The sequence below is a fragment of the Paenarthrobacter sp. 10L420 genome, from assembly GCF_056395385.1.
In genome coordinates this window covers 133,984-149,543 of record NZ_JBFTJK010000015.1, presented here as the reverse complement: position 1 = coordinate 149,543, position 15,560 = coordinate 133,984, and the positions used below count along the sequence as shown (strand labels likewise).

At 61.7% G+C, this 15,560-nt stretch carries 18 protein-coding genes; 14 read left to right on the top strand and 4 right to left on the bottom strand.

Going from position 1 to position 15,560, the window contains the following annotated elements; all coding sequences use genetic code 11:
• The first annotated feature begins 200 nt into the window (after positions 1–200).
• The 5 genes from AC1DD5_RS19355 to AC1DD5_RS19335 all read left to right on the top strand — a co-directional run bounded on the left by AC1DD5_RS19355 (position 201) and on the right by AC1DD5_RS19335 (position 4,931).
• Entirely contained in the window at positions 201–1,472 is a 1,272-nt protein-coding gene (locus tag AC1DD5_RS19355) for a hypothetical protein (protein ID WP_477519272.1), read from the top strand.
• Between the two features lie 46 nt (positions 1,473–1,518).
• Positions 1,519–2,244: a TrmH family RNA methyltransferase gene (locus AC1DD5_RS19350; RefSeq protein ID WP_477519273.1), complete on the top strand. Its 726-nt coding sequence runs from the start codon at positions 1,519–1,521 to the stop codon at positions 2,242–2,244.
• Positions 2,245–2,378: 134 nt separating this feature from the next.
• Complete coding sequence (locus tag AC1DD5_RS19345; RefSeq protein WP_477522444.1) at positions 2,379–3,311, top strand: hypothetical protein; 933 nt, start codon at positions 2,379–2,381, stop codon at positions 3,309–3,311.
• A 178-nt stretch (positions 3,312–3,489) separates the two neighbouring features.
• Positions 3,490–4,509: a class II fructose-bisphosphate aldolase gene (gene fbaA / locus AC1DD5_RS19340; protein WP_431117919.1), complete on the top strand. Its 1,020-nt coding sequence runs from the start codon at positions 3,490–3,492 to the stop codon at positions 4,507–4,509.
• Positions 4,509–4,931: a DUF3151 domain-containing protein gene (locus AC1DD5_RS19335; RefSeq protein WP_216922107.1), complete on the top strand. Its 423-nt coding sequence runs from the start codon at positions 4,509–4,511 to the stop codon at positions 4,929–4,931. Before fbaA ends, AC1DD5_RS19335 begins: the two co-directional genes overlap by 1 nt.
• A 95-nt stretch (positions 4,932–5,026) precedes the next feature.
• On the opposite strand, the gene AC1DD5_RS19330 is transcribed toward AC1DD5_RS19335, so the two are convergent.
• Positions 5,027–5,659, bottom strand: a complete 633-nt coding sequence (locus AC1DD5_RS19330; protein WP_431117920.1) for a uracil-DNA glycosylase family protein — start codon at positions 5,657–5,659, stop codon at positions 5,027–5,029.
• Positions 5,660–5,883: 224 nt separating this feature from the next.
• On the opposite strand from AC1DD5_RS19330, the gene AC1DD5_RS19325 reads away from it, so the two are divergent.
• From AC1DD5_RS19325 to AC1DD5_RS19295, 7 genes are all read left to right on the top strand, one after another.
• Entirely contained in the window at positions 5,884–6,222 is a 339-nt protein-coding gene (locus AC1DD5_RS19325) for a hypothetical protein (protein ID WP_477519275.1), read from the top strand.
• A gap of 190 nt (positions 6,223–6,412) precedes the next feature.
• Positions 6,413–7,027 carry a SipW-dependent-type signal peptide-containing protein gene (locus AC1DD5_RS19320; RefSeq protein WP_477519276.1) on the top strand — a complete coding sequence of 205 codons (615 nt, stop codon included), beginning with the start codon at positions 6,413–6,415 and terminating at the stop codon, positions 7,025–7,027.
• Between the two features lie 3 nt (positions 7,028–7,030).
• Complete coding sequence (locus AC1DD5_RS19315) at positions 7,031–7,690, top strand: SipW-dependent-type signal peptide-containing protein (RefSeq protein WP_477519277.1); 660 nt, start codon at positions 7,031–7,033, stop codon at positions 7,688–7,690.
• Positions 7,687–8,262, top strand: coding sequence for a signal peptidase I (locus AC1DD5_RS19310; protein ID WP_477519278.1), 576 nt, complete (start codon positions 7,687–7,689; stop codon positions 8,260–8,262). Before AC1DD5_RS19315 ends, AC1DD5_RS19310 begins: the two co-directional genes overlap by 4 nt.
• Positions 8,249–8,935, top strand: a complete 687-nt coding sequence (locus AC1DD5_RS19305; RefSeq protein ID WP_477519279.1) for a hypothetical protein — start codon at positions 8,249–8,251, stop codon at positions 8,933–8,935. The genes AC1DD5_RS19310 and AC1DD5_RS19305 overlap by 14 nt, the downstream gene beginning before the upstream one ends.
• Positions 8,932–9,447 carry a hypothetical protein gene (locus AC1DD5_RS19300; RefSeq protein WP_477519280.1) on the top strand — a complete coding sequence of 172 codons (516 nt, stop codon included), beginning with the start codon at positions 8,932–8,934 and terminating at the stop codon, positions 9,445–9,447. Before AC1DD5_RS19305 ends, AC1DD5_RS19300 begins: the two co-directional genes overlap by 4 nt.
• Positions 9,448–9,672: 225 nt before the next feature.
• A complete protein-coding gene (locus AC1DD5_RS19295; protein WP_442004159.1) occupies positions 9,673–10,962 on the top strand; it encodes an adenylosuccinate synthase in 1,290 nt (429 codons plus the stop codon).
• A 90-nt stretch (positions 10,963–11,052) separates the two neighbouring features.
• Here the strand turns inward: AC1DD5_RS19295 and AC1DD5_RS19290 are convergent, their stop codons facing one another.
• A complete protein-coding gene (locus AC1DD5_RS19290; protein ID WP_477519281.1) occupies positions 11,053–12,303 on the bottom strand; it encodes an MFS transporter in 1,251 nt (416 codons plus the stop codon).
• Between the two features lie 98 nt (positions 12,304–12,401).
• Between AC1DD5_RS19290 and AC1DD5_RS19285 the strand changes: the two genes are divergently transcribed.
• Positions 12,402–12,977: a TetR/AcrR family transcriptional regulator gene (locus tag AC1DD5_RS19285; RefSeq protein ID WP_477519282.1), complete on the top strand. Its 576-nt coding sequence runs from the start codon at positions 12,402–12,404 to the stop codon at positions 12,975–12,977.
• Positions 12,978–13,005: 28 nt separating this feature from the next.
• Positions 13,006–13,935, top strand: coding sequence for an NADP-dependent oxidoreductase (locus AC1DD5_RS19280; RefSeq protein WP_477519283.1), 930 nt, complete (start codon positions 13,006–13,008; stop codon positions 13,933–13,935).
• Between the two features lie 62 nt (positions 13,936–13,997).
• On the opposite strand, the gene AC1DD5_RS19275 is transcribed toward AC1DD5_RS19280, so the two are convergent.
• The gene (locus AC1DD5_RS19275) at positions 13,998–14,873 is read right to left on the bottom strand and encodes a nucleotidyl transferase AbiEii/AbiGii toxin family protein (protein ID WP_477519284.1); all 876 of its coding nucleotides are present in this window, start codon (positions 14,871–14,873) and stop codon (positions 13,998–14,000) included.
• A complete protein-coding gene (locus AC1DD5_RS19270) occupies positions 14,870–15,472 on the bottom strand; it encodes a type IV toxin-antitoxin system AbiEi family antitoxin domain-containing protein (protein ID WP_442018183.1) in 603 nt (200 codons plus the stop codon). Before AC1DD5_RS19270 ends, AC1DD5_RS19275 begins: the two co-directional genes overlap by 4 nt.
• Positions 15,473–15,560: the final 88 nt, after the last annotated feature.

The following is a 15,560-nucleotide window of genomic DNA, read 5'->3' as shown; positions in this document are numbered from 1 at the left end:
GCGGATATTCGGCTTTGACTTGCGTCGGGCGGCTCAGCCTCGACTACGCTTGTCCCGGCGCAGGCGTGCCACCACCGTGGGTCGGGGGAACGACATGGTGGATTTTTTGTGTCGCCGCACTTCAGCAGGTCCCCAGCACTGGATCGACAACCGGATATCCCCAGATACGCCGGTACTCAACACGTTTGAAAGGGCCTGTCATGAGCAACAACAATGGAGCGCCGCAGCCTCCGTACAATCCCGACGGCGTGCCGCAGCCGCGCTACGACACCGGCCAGGAGCAGTATCGGCAGTATCAGCCGGGCCAGACCCAGCCTATGTATCAGCCGGAAGCGCAGTACCAGCCGGAAGGGCAGTACCATCCGGAAGCACAGGGGCAGGAGGGCCAAACTCAGGCTCTCCCCACACAGCCGGAAGTGACCCAGGCTTTCCCCGCGCAACAATTGCCGACCCAGCAGGGTTACCCTGACGGCGAGTTCGCCGAAACGGTCCACCGCTACCCACAGACGCACCAGGGTCAGCCCGGTTTCACCTCACCGGGCAGCGGCTACCCCGGCCAGCCTGGTTACCCCGGTCAACCTGGTTACCCTGGTCAGCCCGGCGGACCCAGCCAAGGCCCGGGTGACCACAACAAAAAGGCGCTGTTCCTGATCCTCGGCGGGATCGCCGTCGTCGTGGTTATTGCGCTGGTCGTCGTGTTCGCATGGTTGATTCCTTCGGTGACCAAACCCGTGGCCGTAGCGAGTCCGGTGTCTTCGGCCAGTGCCTCGGACGAAGCCTCCGACGCAGCGTCCGAACCGTCCGCAGAGCCGTCTGGCGAGGCAACCGCTTCCTCGGAGATTCCGGAGGGTGCTATCCCGCTGCCCAGCGTGTGGGAAGAATTTGCCGGCCCGACGAATGTTCCGGCCGACGGCGATCCACTGTTCAGCAAGTGGGTCACGGGCGAATCTTCCTTCCAGTACCTGGCCGAGTGGACGCACGACGAATCCTTCGGGATCACCAAGGACCCCACCACCGGTGAAGAAATCCAGAAGAAGGCCCAAGGCACCGTGGAGGCGGACGGCGACGGCATTGCCCTCGCGTATGCGTTCTTCGCCGAGTCCGACGAAGGCAAGTTCGGCAAGGACCCGAAAGAGATCAAGGCCGCCATCGAGGACATCGAGGCCCGGTACAAGGGGATGACCGCCACGGAACTGCCCCAGAACCTGGTGGGCCACAAGTGCACCTCGGACTTCAAGACCTCGATGCCCGAGATCCGCGAATTCCGCCGTGGTGCTGCCGTGGTCATTGGCTTCACTTGCACCAACGCGCGGGGCGAAGAAATCCAGGCAGTCAACCTGTTCTCGGTGACCCCGTGGGGAACGCCGCAGATGCTCGGCGTTAGCGGGCACAAGACCTACTGGGATGCCCACCCCGGCCTGATGGAGCAGCTGGCCAACTCGTACCGCATCAATAAGTGGAAGATGGTCTAAGCGCTGGGGCAAAGAGGCAAAGTCCGGGCAGGGCTAAAGTTGAGGGGTGACTGACCTTCCCCCCAACACGGCCCTGCCCACGCCTGCCCACACCGCAGCAGAAGCTGACGGAACCGTGGAAGTTAACGGAGCCGCGGCAGAAGGCTGGACTGAAGCGAAGCCGGAGGTCGGGGTCGGGCCTTGGGAAGGCGAATGGCCGGTAGGCGAGCACTGGGACCCGGACCTGCTGAGGGACGGCGACCGCCGCAATGTGGTGGACCAGTACAGGTATTGGAAGCACGAGGCGATCGTCGAGGACCTGGATTCCAAGCGGCACGAATTCCATATCGCGATCGAGAACTGGCAGCACGACCTCAACATCGGCACGGTTGTGCGTACCGCGAATGCCTTTCTCGCCAAAGAGGTCCACATCATTGGTCGACGGCGGTGGAACCGTCGCGGGGCGATGGTCACCGACCGCTATCAGCACGTCCGCCACCACCCTACTGTTGAGGAATTCGTCCAATGGGCGGAGGGGGAGGGGCTAGCCGTGATCGGCATCGATATCTTCCCGGATTCCGTGCCGCTGGAGACCTACGACCTCCCGGAAAAGTGCGTCCTGGTCTTCGGGCAGGAAGGCCCCGGCCTGACGCCCGAGGTGCACGAAGCCGCTGTTGCTACGTTGTCCATTGAGCAGTTCGGCTCCACGCGTTCCATGAATGCTGCCTCCGCTGCGGCGATCGCGATGCACGCATGGGTTCGCCGGCACGTGTTCCAGCAGCCGGTCGCCTAGTCTCTCCGCCGAGGTGGCATTTAAACCCCATGTTTGTCTGCAACATCGGGTTTAAATGCCAACTCGCGCATGCTCCAACGGGAGGCCCTGTGGATAACTCCCAAGGCGGTCCGGTGAACAGGTCAGAATGGGGAATGCGCAGGACAAGTCTTCCGGAGTATCTGACCACGGGTTCGTTTTCCTTGCGCGCATCGGACAAAGCCGGAGTGCCCAGAAAGCGGGCAGCCGCAAAGGACTTGGTCACAGTCTCCCGTGGAATTAGGGTGCCGGTCGCGTCTGACGCCTCCGGCGCTTCGGCATTGCGCGCTTATGCGGATTTGGATGATTCCTCCATCCTCGTCTCGTTCTCGGCCGCACGGATTTGGGGTGTGCCGTTGCCGTCCAGCCGTAGCGGAGATTGGCGTATTCACTTGGCGCGGCGGCGGGGGTTCAGCTTTCCCCGGAGAGTAAACGTGTCCGGACACCTCCTTACTTTCCTTCCGGAGGAGACGATTGAGTACGACGGCGTGAGGGTCACCTCGCCCGCACGAACGTGGTTGGACTTGGCGTCGATGATCGCCATGGAAGACCTCGTTGCAGCAGGCGACGCCCTTGTGTGTTCCCACGATCCTCGGTTTCCAGTTCCGAAAGAAGCCCTATGCACCATTGACGAGTTGAGGGAGATTACCGATCGCCACCCTGGAATGCGTGGTGTGAGGACTGCCCGGGCTGCCCTGGACCTGATTCGTGTTGGTGCCGATTCCGCTCCGGAAACGTATATGCGACTGGCCCTGGTCAACGCCAACCTGCCAGAACCCGCGCTCAACCTCGTCGTCCCAGATCCTTTGGGACGCCCTGCCCTATGGCCCGACGCAGGATACGAGGACTGGAAGGTTTCCCTGCAGTACGACGGCCGGCACCATGGCGACGGTCAACAGCACCTGCGGGACATCGAGCGGCAAGAGAAGTCCCTTGCCCTGGGCTGGCTGGAAGTCCGGATTTCCAAGCACGACCTCCAAGGCGAGCGGCCCGGCGTCGTACATAAAGTCCGTCGTGCGCTCCAAAGCCGGGGGTGGACGCCGAGGTGACATTTGAAACCGATGTTGTGCCGCAATGTGGGGTTCAAATGCCAACCCGGCCGAAGTGTTAAGAGCCCCAGTGACCCGAAACACGGCGTCCCGGCGGATATCGCTAGGATGGGAGCTAGCCGTAAGCGGTCTACTCCAGGGTTACCAACCCACAGACGAATTCAGCATAGGAGTCACCATGCCCATTGCAACCCCAGAGATTTACTCCGAGATGATCGACCGCGCAAAGGCTGGCGGATTTGCCTTCCCCGCGGTCAACGTGACGTCGTCGCAGACTCTGAACGCTGCGATCCGCGGTTTCGCCGAGGCCGAATCCGATGGCATCATCCAGGTTTCCACCGGTGGCGCAGCCTACTGGTCCGGCGCTTCGGTCAAAGACATGGTTGCCGGTTCGCTCGGTTTCGCCGCGTTCGCCCGCGAAGTTGCCAAGAACTACAACGTCAACATCGCCCTGCACACGGATCACTGCCCGCAGGACAAGCTTGCAGACTTCGTTCTTCCGCTGCTCTCTGCTTCCGAGGAAGCTGTAAAGGCCGGCAAGGACCCGATCTTCAACTCGCACATGTGGGACGGCTCGCACGAGACCCTCTCCGAGAACCTGCGCATCGGCCGCGAACTGCTTGAGCGCGCAGCTGCAGCGAAGATCATCCTCGAGGTCGAAATCGGCACCGTCGGTGGCGAAGAAGACGGCGTTGAGAACGAAATCAACGAGAAGCTCTACACCACCACCGAAGACGCTCTCGCAACCATCGAGGCCCTGGGTGCCGGCGAAAACGGCCGTTACCTCACCGCCCTGACCTTCGGCAACGTGCACGGCGTGTACAAGCCGGGCAACGTCAAGCTCCGCCCGGAACTGCTCAAGCAGATCCAGTCCGAGGTTGGCGCCAAGATCGGCAAGGATAACCCGTTCGACCTCGTGTTCCACGGCGGTTCTGGCTCCTCCGAGCAGGAAATCGCTGACGCCGTTTCCTACGGTGTCATCAAGATGAACATCGACACCGACACCCAGTACGCGTTCACCCGCCCGGTTGCCGGCCACATGTTCTCCAACTACGACGGCGTCCTGAAGGTCGACGGCGAAATGGGCAACAAGAAGACCTATGACCCCCGCGTCTGGGGCGCTTCCGCCGAAGCCGGCATGGCCGCGCGCATCGTCGAAGCCGCACAGCAGCTCGGATCGGTCGGCAAGACTTTCTAATGTCCGACGAATTCCGGAAGAACCTGATGGGGCCGGAGCCCACGCTCCTGCCCGCCGAAACCGAGATCTACCAGCACCTGGCTCTCGGCAAGGAAGCGCTGGACCTCGTGGAGAAAAACCCCACGTCGTCCCTTCTGTGGGCAATCCTTGCCGAGGAAGCCTGGGCCGAGGGCCGAACCATCGACTCTTACGCTTACGCCCGCGTGGGCTACCACCGGGGACTGGACTCGCTGCGCCGCAACGGCTGGCGCGGTGTGGGACCGATCCCGTGGGAGCACGAGCCCAACCAGGGCTTCCTGCGCGCGCTCTACGCACTGGGTCGTGCCGCCGCTGCAATCGGCGAGCCCGAAGAGCCCGAGCGGATCGAGAAGTTCCTGAACGACTCAGACCCGAAGGCCAAGGCAGCGATCGAGGCCAGCTAAGGCCTGCGCTGCTAAAGCGAACGACGACGGCGGCCCTCACCAAAAGGTGAGGGCCGCCGTCGTTTGCTCGTTGCGGACTGCAACGAAGGGGGAGACTAAGCCTTGCGCGGGATGCCCGTGCGCGCCATTGCCTCGGCATAGGCGCCGTGGATGGCGTCCAGGTATTCCTGCTGGCGCGCGGGTGTGCCTGCGAAGGAGCGGCCACCAAGGGAGCGGACTTTGAAGGTCTTGAAGCCGCGGCGGGCGATGCTGGCAGGGGCGGCCTTCATCAATTGGTCGGCGAGGCGGTGTGCCTCATTGCCGTGCGCCACAAGGGCGGACGTGCGCGGCAGGATCGCGAGCAAGCGCAGGAGCGGCTTCAGGCCTTCGGTGATGTTGGCCGGCGTCAGCTTGCCCGGTTCCTCGTTGGGCTCGATCCACGGGTACGCGTTCCACGGCATCATGAGCTCCGGGCGGAGACCCAGCTGCCACTGCATGCCGAGCATGCGCGTGGCTGCTTCTTCGTCACCCGGGTTGATGAAACCTTCGCCGGAGTTGGTGCGCTGATTGGAGAAAAGGCTGACGATGCGGCAGTCATCCATGCTGTGGGCGGGGTCGATGTAGAGGACCTCGCTGCCCGGCTTCTGCTCCTTGATGGAGTCGCACAGCTCGTTGACCTCGGCGATGTGCGGTTCGTAGCGGCGGTTCCAGAGGATTTCTTCGGGTGATTCAGTCGCCAGTTCTTGCATCAGGGGTTTGGTCTCCTAGGTGTTACTGCGCGCACCTTTCCAAGGGGCCGCGGGCATGCCGCTGCCGAACCTCAAAGGGTGCTGTTGGGGGCTAACTAACCTTACCGGACTATGGGCGCTGCAGCACCCTGTTTCGGCGCGCCCCCAAATGAGACGCGGCGTGTTGCCCGGCATCGTGGCGGACGTCTCGACCGTGGGGCGCGAATTCCGGCATGATTCGGGCTATGGAGAGACGAGAATCATCCGCTGCCGCTATTTCCGCTTTCGAAGGGCTCGGGGCCGATCTGGCCGCGGCTGGTGTGGTGATGGGCAAGATGTTCGGTGCCAGCTCACTGTTGCTGAACAAGAAGGCTCTGGCCTGCCTGAACGGGGACAAGGTTGCCTTCAAATTGGGTAAGGACACACCGGAACATGCGCGAGCCCTGGCCCTCCCTGGCGCTGAACTGTTCGATCCCTCGGGAATGAACCGCCCGTTCAAAGACTGGGTGGAGCTCCCGTTGTCCTCACAGTCACAGTGGCCTACCTTCGCCGAAGCGGCGCTGCAATCCGCCGCAGGCAAGTAAAGCACCTTCCGTGCTTCGCGCCGGCGTCGAGCCTGAACATTAACCCATTTGTGCAGGTCAAAGCCGTTGACTTTGATTTGCGCAGGTGATGAATTGGGCTATTGGTTTTGGGGGAACCTGTTCTGGAACCCCCGAATCCAGGCACCGGTCTTAGACAGCATCGTTCGCATCATCTACCTCGGGGGTAAACGTGGTTGCATCAACAGAAGCGTCACCAGAATCAGGGCAGCGTCCCGGCAAGGCTCCAAAAGTCCGCGCGATCCTGGCGGGTGGTTTGGTCCTCGGAGTGGGTGCGGCGATCACCTTGGCCGCATGGAACAGTTCCGAGTTTGCACAAGGCACCTTCACAGCAGGCTCCTTCAATCTCCAGGGCAGCATCAACGGAACCGCGTTCACTGAGAACCCGGTGGGCTCGCCAGCCACGTTGGCATTCACTACCAACCCCACAAACCTTTCGCCGGGCGACGTCGTAGCAGCTCCGTTCGCTGTCAGGTTGGATGCGGCGTCAAGCTACGACGCCACGGTGACCATCTCCACGCAAGGATCCACGGGGTCGGTCGCAGGCCTGACATACGAGCTCACACAGACTGATGCTTTTGGTTGCACCGAATCTGTCACGGACACGTTGGTGGCGGCCGGGCAAACGCTGGGGACGACGCCGACAAGCATCACCTTTCCCTTGACTCAAGGAGCCGGCACTGACCCCGGAGCGCCCGTATACCTCTGCTTCAGGGTGACCGCCGGGGCAGTTGTCCAAGCCCAAACCGGGTCGACCACGTGGGAATTCGCCGCACAGTCGCAGTGATCCATGGGTCATCGACGAGCAAAAACCAAGCGCGGTGTAGTTTTCCTTCGGATCCGTGCGCTCCTCGCAGGGGCATTGGCATTGGGGCTCGGCGGCTCCGTCACCCTCGCTTCCTGGACTGACAGCGACTTCGCCAGCGGTTCATTCGGAGCCAGCGTTTTCCAAACTGAATCCAATGTGACCAAGCCATATGACGCCTCGGGTACATGGAGCACCAACGACGTTTCACCCGGCGCCACGTTGGTGTTCGATGCTAGCGCGATGAGCCCGGGCACCGTTTTCTATGCGCCGTTTGCCATCAGGACCAAGGCAACATCCGTTGCCGGCGAGGTGGTGCTCGGGATTCCAGTGGTGACCAGCAGCGGAACCGGGGTCTCAGATCTTGGTGCTGCCCTGCGGTATCGGGTAGTCCGATCGGCTACATGCCAGATGTCGTCGTTCGCGGGGAGCCCGAATTTTGTTGTGGGAAGCGATGGTGTTAAGCCCTTGACCGTGGGCCAGGCCGTCGGCGTCGTAAATCCGCTGGCGGCGGCCACGGCGACCCTGCCGGGGGCACCAACGCAATTCTGCTTTGAAGTGTCGCTTCCGGCGGGGGCAAACAATGCGTTGCAGGGTCAGACGGCAACCGCGACCTGGCAGTTCACTGCCACCTCAAGCTCATGAGCACGCCCAGGATACGGAGTGGCCAGTTTCAGCGCCGCCTGCGGGAGACGCTGCTGAACATTGCTGCCGCGGGCGGCGCTGTCTGCCTCATCGCCGTCATTCTTGCGGTCGCATTCAACATCACCTTGATCCTGTTCAAAACCGGCTCCATGTCGCCCACCATCCCGGCAGGTTCGCTGGCCGTGGTTCGCGAGATTCCGGCGGCGGACATGAAGGTAGGCGATGTCGTCACCGTGGACCGACCAGGAAAGCTGCCCATCACGCACAGGATCCAGAGCATTGGACCCGCGGAGGGGACTGCCCGGACCATCACGATGAAAGGAGACGCCAACGCCGAGGCTGATCCGGCGCCCTACGTCGTGGAGCGGGTCCGGATCGTCCTCTGGTCCGTCCCCGGACTCGCGTATCCCTTGGCCGCTGCCGCAAACCCGGTGGTGTTGGGGGCAACTACTGTGTGCGTAGCGGCGTTGGTGAGCTGGGTGCTCTGGCCACGAAATGGATCCCGAAACGGAGCCGGAAACGGATCCGGGCGCCGCCAGCGTCGCAAAAGAGGGCAACATGCTGCTGCCTAGGTTGGGGGCCTTGGCCGGGCTGCTTGCTCTCTTTTTGGTGGCTGCCATTCCGGCGCACGCCGAAGAAGGACCTTCCGGTTGGTTGGAGCTCGACGCCGGCCCGGCCGGGGAAGTTCATCGTCTCACCCCTGGTGGGAGGGCGGATTGGGCGGTGGACGTGCAGGCACGGGGCGAGGGTGCCGGTTTGCTGGAAGTGTGGATCCAGCCGACCGAAACTGCAGGTCCGGATAGTGAATCCAGGGGCCTGCGGGACTTCCTCAGCGTGCAATTACGCTCCTGTGAACAGCCATGGAATGGCACCACGTGCGCGAGCGGTGAGCGGAGCTTGCTTGAGCCCACGGACCTAAACCTTGCCGAGGGCTTGAGGATTGACCTCATGAAAGACGGCAGCACCTGGTCCAACGGATCGTACGTCCTTGTGAGCGCGGCGCTCGCGGAGGACGTTCCCGCAGAGTTCCAAGGGAGCCGCACGCAAATTGTGCTCGGTGTCCATGGTTCGGGGGACGCGGCTGGAGGTCCCAGCCCCGGTGCCGTCACCGCACGTCCGGGCGGGCCGCCGTCGTCGATTGGCTTGGCGGATACCGGCGCCAGGCTTGGTGGCGTCGCGATGCTGGGCGTGCTGGCGGTCGCCGCAGGGTTCGCTCTTGCCCGTTGGCGGGGTGCGCAGGCATGAAGAAGCGGATCGGCTGGTTGGGCTGCGTAGCGATGGCATTCGCCCTGCTCATCTCCGCCTCAAGCCCGCCAGAGGTGACCGAGGCTTCCTGGCAGCGGAGCGAATTCGGCGCGGGTAGCTTCGGGACGATCACGATTCCGCCTGCAACCCTCAATGGCGCCTGCAAGTACACGTCTATCGGCGGCACAGGCGCTCACATCACGGTCTTTTGGAAGCCGCCGGCCAGCTACCCAGACCTGACTGACGCAGTGATTGATGTTCACCTGCTCACGGCAGGATCTGTGGTGACCACACTCCAGGGATATCCGGGAACTGCGAATACCACGGGGTCATCATCCGCCGGCTACACCACGGACATTCCGGCCACCCTTCTGGGCGGAATTCTTGGATTCAACACACAGTTTCAAGTGGATATCTACATCACCTCGGCCGGCTGGACGTCCACGCCCGTGTCGGCCAGGGCCAACGCGGGCTTGATCGCGGGCGTCGGAGGATCCTGCACCAATCTCTGAGTCGTCATCCCGCATGCTCCAAAAGTTGGGCAAAACGTCCTTGGAAGGCTCCTTGACACCAGAGTTTCAGGCCCCATCGGCTAAACTTGGCTGGTAAGAGCCCCGAACTCTTGCGTACGCTGCCGTCCGCGGCAGGCTGCACCGGTAAGTCGGGGCATTCTCATGTACGGCGTCGAGTCCTGGCCATCCGGCTTGGTCTCGCCCGAAAGAATGGGGGAGGATCCCATGCCCGCTATCGTGATCGTCGGAGCCCAGTGGGGCGACGAAGGCAAAGGCAAAGCTACCGATCTGCTCGGTGGCCGTGTTGACTACGTGGTTAAGCCCAATGGCGGCAACAACGCCGGGCACACCGTGGTGGTTGGCGGTGAGAAGTATGAGCTGAAGCTCCTTCCCGCGGGCATTCTGAGCCCCAACGCAATTCCCATTATTGGCAACGGCTGCGTTGTGAACCTCGAGGCACTCTTCCAGGAAATCGACGGCCTTGAGGCCCGTGGCGCGGACACCTCCCGCCTGCGCGTATCGGCCAATGCGCACCTCGTCGCCCCGTACCACCAGGTCCTGGATAAGGTCACGGAGCGCTTCCTCGGCAGCCGCGCCATCGGCACCACCGGCCGCGGCATTGGCCCGGCGTACATGGACAAGGTGGCCCGCCTGGGCATCCGCGTCCAGGACGTCTTCGATGAATCGATCCTCCGCCAGAAGGTGGAGGGTTCGCTGCGCCAGAAGAATGAACTCCTGGTCAAGGTCTACAACCGCCGCGACATCGTGGTGGACGAGATCGTGGACTACTTCCTCTCCTTCGCTGAGCGACTGCGGCCGCTGGTCATCGACAGCACGCTGGAGCTGAACAACGCGTTGGACGAGGGCAAGGTTGTGCTCATGGAGGGCGGCCAGGCAACGTTCCTGGACGTTGACCACGGCACGTACCCGTTCGTCACCTCATCCAACCCGACGGCGGGCGGCGCGTCCGTCGGCTCGGGTATTGGTCCCACGCGTATTTCCCGTTCCATCGGCATCATCAAGGCTTACACCACACGTGTTGGCGCTGGTCCGTTCCCCACTGAACTGTTCGACGAAATGGGTATGTACCTGCAGAAGACCGGTGGCGAGTTCGGTGTAAACACCGGCCGTCCCCGCCGTTGCGGTTGGTACGACGCCGTGCTGGCGCGCCATGCTTCCCGCGTCAACGGTTTCACGGACTACTTCGTGACCAAGCTGGACGTCCTCACGGGCATCGAGCAGATCCCGGTCTGCGTAGCCTATGACGTCGACGGCGTCCGTCACGACGAAATGCCCATGACGCAGACCGAGTTCCACCACGCAGTGCCGATCTTCGAGTACTTTGACGGCTGGACCGAGGACATCACCGCGGCCCGCACCCTGGAGGACCTCCCGGAGAACGCCCGCAACTATGTGCTGGCCCTGGAAAAACTCTCCGGCACGCGCTTCTCGGCCATCGGCGTCGGCCCTGACCGGGACCAGACGATCGTGGTTCACGATCTGATCAACGACTAAGTTTTACTGCAATTTACGACGACGGCGGGTCGCCCTCGGTTCCATGTTGAACCGGCGGGTGGCCCGCCGTTTGTGGTTACGCCGTTTTGGTCACGGGTTGACAGCGACCGCCTTTTCCGTAGCATCCGCCCTCAACCTCGCGGCCTGGACGGTGATGCCAACTGCGGCAGAAACCATGATTGCCACTCCATAGGCCTGCAGAGTGGGCACGAGCCCCCAAATGGGCGCGACTAGGCCGGCGATGATGACCGGCACGCTGAACGCCAGATACGTCGCCGTATAGATGGCGGAGAAGACACCCGCGCGTTGATGGGGCTGAACATGGGGAGCGATCAGTCGAAGCTGCCCTCCAAAAGAGCCGCCGAATCCGATACCTCCAAGCACTGCGCCGATCCAGACGACGGCAAGCCATTTTTCATTGACCCCCAGGAGGACCGCCACTATCCCCACCAGGATGAGCGACACGCCAATGAGCGAGCCACGTCTGGCAGGGTGCCGGGCGAACACAAATCCTGCAGCCGCCGCGGTGAATGGACCTAGGAACGTGGTGAAACCTGCCACCAGGCCACCGTCCAAGGCAAAGTGCAGCCGGAGAATGGTGGGGAAGAGCCCAAGGAATAAGGCCGTGAACATCCATCCCCCAATGTGAACCGGGATACCTGCAGCAAATTCCCGGCGGATGCCAGCTGGGAGACTGAGTCGGGGTGTGAGGGATCGGGCTGCCCCGGGGCGTTTTGGAGTTGTTTCGGCTGTGAAGCTGACAAAAACGATGGCCAGGAGCATGACGCCCGTGAGAATGGCGAAAATGAGCATGTTGGCGTCAGCTGTGAACTGAACCGCAGCGCCAGTCACGAGGGCTCCGATGCCCAGACCACCAGCAACCGACGCGCCGGCAATGCCGCCAGCGAGTTTTTTAAGGTGTGACGGTGCTTGCTCGGCGATAGCTGCATTGAAAGCGCTGGTCGCAATGCCAGTGGCGATTCCTTGCAGGGCCCGCGCGATGATCACCCAGGTAATGGTGGATGCAACCATGAACGTGACCATGGAAATCAGCTCGGTGTAGAGAGCAAGCAGCATGACGGGGCGCCTGCCCAGGTGATCCGAAAGTGAGCCTCCCACCAGCAGGGCTGCCAACAGGCCTATTGCGTAGATGGCGAAGGCGAAGCTAAGGGTGGCGGCCGAAAAGCCCCACTCCTGCTGTCGGAGGGAGAGCAAAGGCGTGGGTGCCCCTGCCGCGAAAAAGAATGCGGCGAAGACCAACGCCAGCCCGGGAAAAGCCGCCTTGGCCGGGAAAGTTCGGGGCGGGCGCGAAGCGCGGGATGGTGACAATGTACGGGACAAGTGAAGACTCCTTAGACAGAACGGTCTAATCCCAGTTAGACAGCTCTGTCCAATAAAGTCAAGAAATTTTAGACAGATCTGTCTGATATGCTTGTTGCATGGCCTCCACCAAACTTCCGGCTCGTCAGCGTCTCCTGGATGCTGCAGACAAGTTGTTTTATGCCGAGGGTGTCCACACTGTTGGCATTGACCGCCTTATCGAAGAGGCAGGCGTAGCCAAGGGCTCGCTCTTTTACAACTTTTCCGGCAAGGACGATCTCGTTGCCGCCTACCTGGAGGGCCGCGACCGTCAACGGCGCGATCGCATAGCCAGGTTCCAGCAGGGCCTGGACGATCCTATCGACAAGGTCTTGGCCATCTTTGATGCCCTGCAGGAAACGGTATCCTCTCCCGGATGGAGGGGATGCCCCTTCGCCAATGCCAACGCAGAGGCACTTCCCGGAAGTGTGGAGGCCGAGGCGCTCCGGGCCTTCCGGGATTGGCTTTCCAACGCGTTCCTTTCCCTCTGTGAAGAAGCAGGCTTTCTCGAACCGGCAGGCGTGGCCGCCCGGCTCCGGCTGCTCTACGACGGAGCTGTATCGAATTCAAATCTCGATGCGCAACCAGAAGCTGTGGGCTGGGCTAAAGAGCTTGCCGCGAAAGTTCTGCACGACTCACCTCGCGCGTCGGAATAGCCTCGCGGGGAGGGCAGTTGTCGCAAGCATGAAGGCAATTACCTATAGCGAGTATGGAAACCCGGACGTCCTTGAGCTGACCGAGCAGCCAATGCCTAAAGTTGGCCCGGGCATGGTCCTGGTGAAGGTAAAGGCGGCGTCGGTAAATCCTGTCGACTGGAAGATTATGGCCGGTTACCTGGACTCCTTCATGGATCTGCAGTTCCCGGCCATTCCGGGGTGGGATGTGGCGGGAGTGGTGGACTCTGTGGGAATCGACGCCCCGCATTTCAAGCCCGGCGACGAAGTTATCTCCTATGGCCGCAAGGACTACGTTCACGGCGGAAGTTTTGCTGAATACATTGCCCTCCCGGAGCGGCTTCTTGCCAGGAAGCCGGGTTCCCTGGATTGGAACCAGTCGGCCGGGCTTCCTTTGGCCGGGCTCACGGCTTTCCAGGTGCTCAATCGTCTCGGGCTCAAGGCAGGCGAGACGGTCTTGATCCATGGCGGTTCTGGCGGTGTCGGATCCCTCGGAGTTCAGATCGCAGTGGCGCTCGGTGCCCGCGTCATCGCGACCGCGTCGGAAAGGAACCACGAATTCCTCAAGTCCCTCGGAGCCGAAGCTGTGGCATATGGTGAGGGGCTCTCCGACCGTGTGCGTGCGTTGAGTCCTGCTGGAGTGGATGTCGTGGCCGATTTTGCGGGTGGAAACCTCGAGGCGACCCTGAAGGTCCTGTCCGAGGGAGGTCGGCATGCATCCATTGCGGACAGTGAGGTGGAGGCGCACGGTGGAACCTGGATGTGGGTGAATCCTGTTGGTGCCGAACTGCAGCAGCTCGCTGACCTGGTGGACGAGCACAAGATCCGGGTTGAGGTAGCGGAGGCACTTCCCTTGGCCAAAGCAGCGGATGCGTTCCGGCTCAATATGGAGGGGCATACTCGCGGAAAGATTGTGCTCACCGTGGGCGGCGGGGCTTGATCAGTCTGGCTGCACGCACGACGGCGGCGCGCCACTTCGGTGGATTGACGGGCGACAGACCCCTAGGACCATGATCGCGTGCCAGGGTTCCAGCTGTGGTGATCGGCCGCCGTGCCGTTGAGGACTGGCTCGATAAACGTCAGCACAAGTTCGACATGGGCCTCCAGGTCGCGCTGGCACATCTCCTCAAGCTTCAGTTTCCGGCGCCACGCCGCCCATTTTGCCTGCCTGCCATCCTGGCCGTAGCCACCGAGCAGGCCGCGGAGTGGGGCGAGATCGACGCCTCGATGTTGAGCAACTTGAATTGCCGCTTGCCTTACCTCCCGGGCCTTGAACTCGAATCGCTCAGAGAGGAGTGCGACATCGAGTAGATCGCGCCAGCGGGTGCTGGCCGTTCCGCGCTGGAGCATCGTCACTGTTTTCTCAGCAATTACGGTGAGGAGAGGATGGCCCTGCATCTTCACGAACCCGGAAAGCAGTGACGGAATTTTGATGAGCTCCGGCGCGGGCCAGATGGGGTCGCCTGTGCTGATGTCGAGTTTGATGACGATATTTGCGCGATACAACGTCGCAGGTAGGGCCACCCGTAGACCGCTGTATTCATCCTCGTCCCGAATCTGCTCGGTCGTCAGATCGTCGGTGTTGAAAACCAGGCCGTCGTCGACGACGACGTCGGAAACCGTTTTGACCACTTCGGTGATACGAGTTACGTCGAGCTGGAAGTCGAGGGCCTGCATATCGATGTCGCGCGTGGGTCGGCGAAGAGCATGAGCTGAGAGCAGGACCCCGCCCTTGAGGCAGAAATCACCAGCATGACGGGTGTCGCTGAGCCGCGCAAGAAATCGCTCCAGTGCGTATAAGACGAAAATCTCCTCCGATGGCCGACCCCTTTTGCGCGCAACGGCTTGCAGTTGCCGGTAGATCTCGCTGGAGCTCATAGAAGGACCTCCATGGCCACGCGAAGGGGTCCTTTGGATCGAGGAATAGCCGTGGAAAGCTCCATGAGTCGTGCCGGTTGTGATCCAGGGCGCTTGAGCCAATTTCTCAAGGCTTCGATGCCCGTTTCATATCCGGCGCTGGCTCGAAGGCGGAAGGCGTCAACTATGGATCGTTCGGCCGAATAGATGCCTATGTGGGCATCTTCCACGCCTTCAATCGGGACCAGGGTGCGGTCGAGATCGAACGTTGCTTTGTCGAACTGATGCCAAGTGATTGGTCCCGCGATTTTCGGAGGCGTCTTACCGCGCGGTAGGGCCAAGTCAATTGTGGAAGGGATCTCGTCGATGAGGCCGTGCCTCGCAAGTGCGCTGCTGAGGCAGATGGTAGCTAACGGCGCCTTATATGCAGCCTCAAGCAGATCCAAGTCGGCATCGAGACTCCGGCTCAAAAAGTACAGCCCTGGTCCTAGTTGATCGATAACGCCCGAGTCGCGGAGCCGATACAAGCTCGCCTTTGGTACCCCCAATCTAGAGGCCTCATTGACGGTGAAGGGAGAGCCCTTGGGGAGCTTGTCGATGAGCGGACTGCGATAGACCATGGATAAATTGTACGACAGATAAGTTTATGTCTCGTAGAAAAGATCCATTGCAGCTTAAGCGAGCGTTCCTGCTGTGCTGCACCATTCC

Bases quoted from the DNA above. Each gene is read 5' to 3' on its own strand.
- AC1DD5_RS19355 (WP_477519272.1), top strand. From the start codon at position 201: ATGAGCAACAACAATGGAGCGCCGCAGCCTCCGTACAATCCCGACGGC.
- AC1DD5_RS19345 (WP_477522444.1), top strand. From the start codon at position 2,379: ATGCGCAGGACAAGTCTTCCGGAGTATCTGACCACGGGTTCGTTTTCC.
- fbaA (WP_431117919.1), top strand. From the start codon at position 3,490: ATGCCCATTGCAACCCCAGAGATTTACTCCGAGATGATCGACCGCGCA.
- AC1DD5_RS19335 (WP_216922107.1), top strand. From the start codon at position 4,509: ATGTCCGACGAATTCCGGAAGAACCTGATGGGGCCGGAGCCCACGCTC.
- AC1DD5_RS19330 (WP_431117920.1), bottom strand. From the start codon at position 5,659: ATGCAAGAACTGGCGACTGAATCACCCGAAGAAATCCTCTGGAACCGC.
- AC1DD5_RS19325 (WP_477519275.1), top strand. From the start codon at position 5,884: ATGGAGAGACGAGAATCATCCGCTGCCGCTATTTCCGCTTTCGAAGGG.
- AC1DD5_RS19315 (WP_477519277.1), top strand. From the start codon at position 7,031: ATGGGTCATCGACGAGCAAAAACCAAGCGCGGTGTAGTTTTCCTTCGG.
- AC1DD5_RS19310 (WP_477519278.1), top strand. From the start codon at position 7,687: ATGAGCACGCCCAGGATACGGAGTGGCCAGTTTCAGCGCCGCCTGCGG.
- AC1DD5_RS19305 (WP_477519279.1), top strand. From the start codon at position 8,249: ATGCTGCTGCCTAGGTTGGGGGCCTTGGCCGGGCTGCTTGCTCTCTTT.
- AC1DD5_RS19300 (WP_477519280.1), top strand. From the start codon at position 8,932: ATGAAGAAGCGGATCGGCTGGTTGGGCTGCGTAGCGATGGCATTCGCC.
- AC1DD5_RS19295 (WP_442004159.1), top strand. From the start codon at position 9,673: ATGCCCGCTATCGTGATCGTCGGAGCCCAGTGGGGCGACGAAGGCAAA.
- AC1DD5_RS19285 (WP_477519282.1), top strand. From the start codon at position 12,402: ATGGCCTCCACCAAACTTCCGGCTCGTCAGCGTCTCCTGGATGCTGCA.
- AC1DD5_RS19280 (WP_477519283.1), top strand. From the start codon at position 13,006: ATGAAGGCAATTACCTATAGCGAGTATGGAAACCCGGACGTCCTTGAG.
- AC1DD5_RS19275 (WP_477519284.1), bottom strand. From the start codon at position 14,873: ATGAGCTCCAGCGAGATCTACCGGCAACTGCAAGCCGTTGCGCGCAAA.
- AC1DD5_RS19270 (WP_442018183.1), bottom strand. From the start codon at position 15,472: ATGGTCTATCGCAGTCCGCTCATCGACAAGCTCCCCAAGGGCTCTCCC.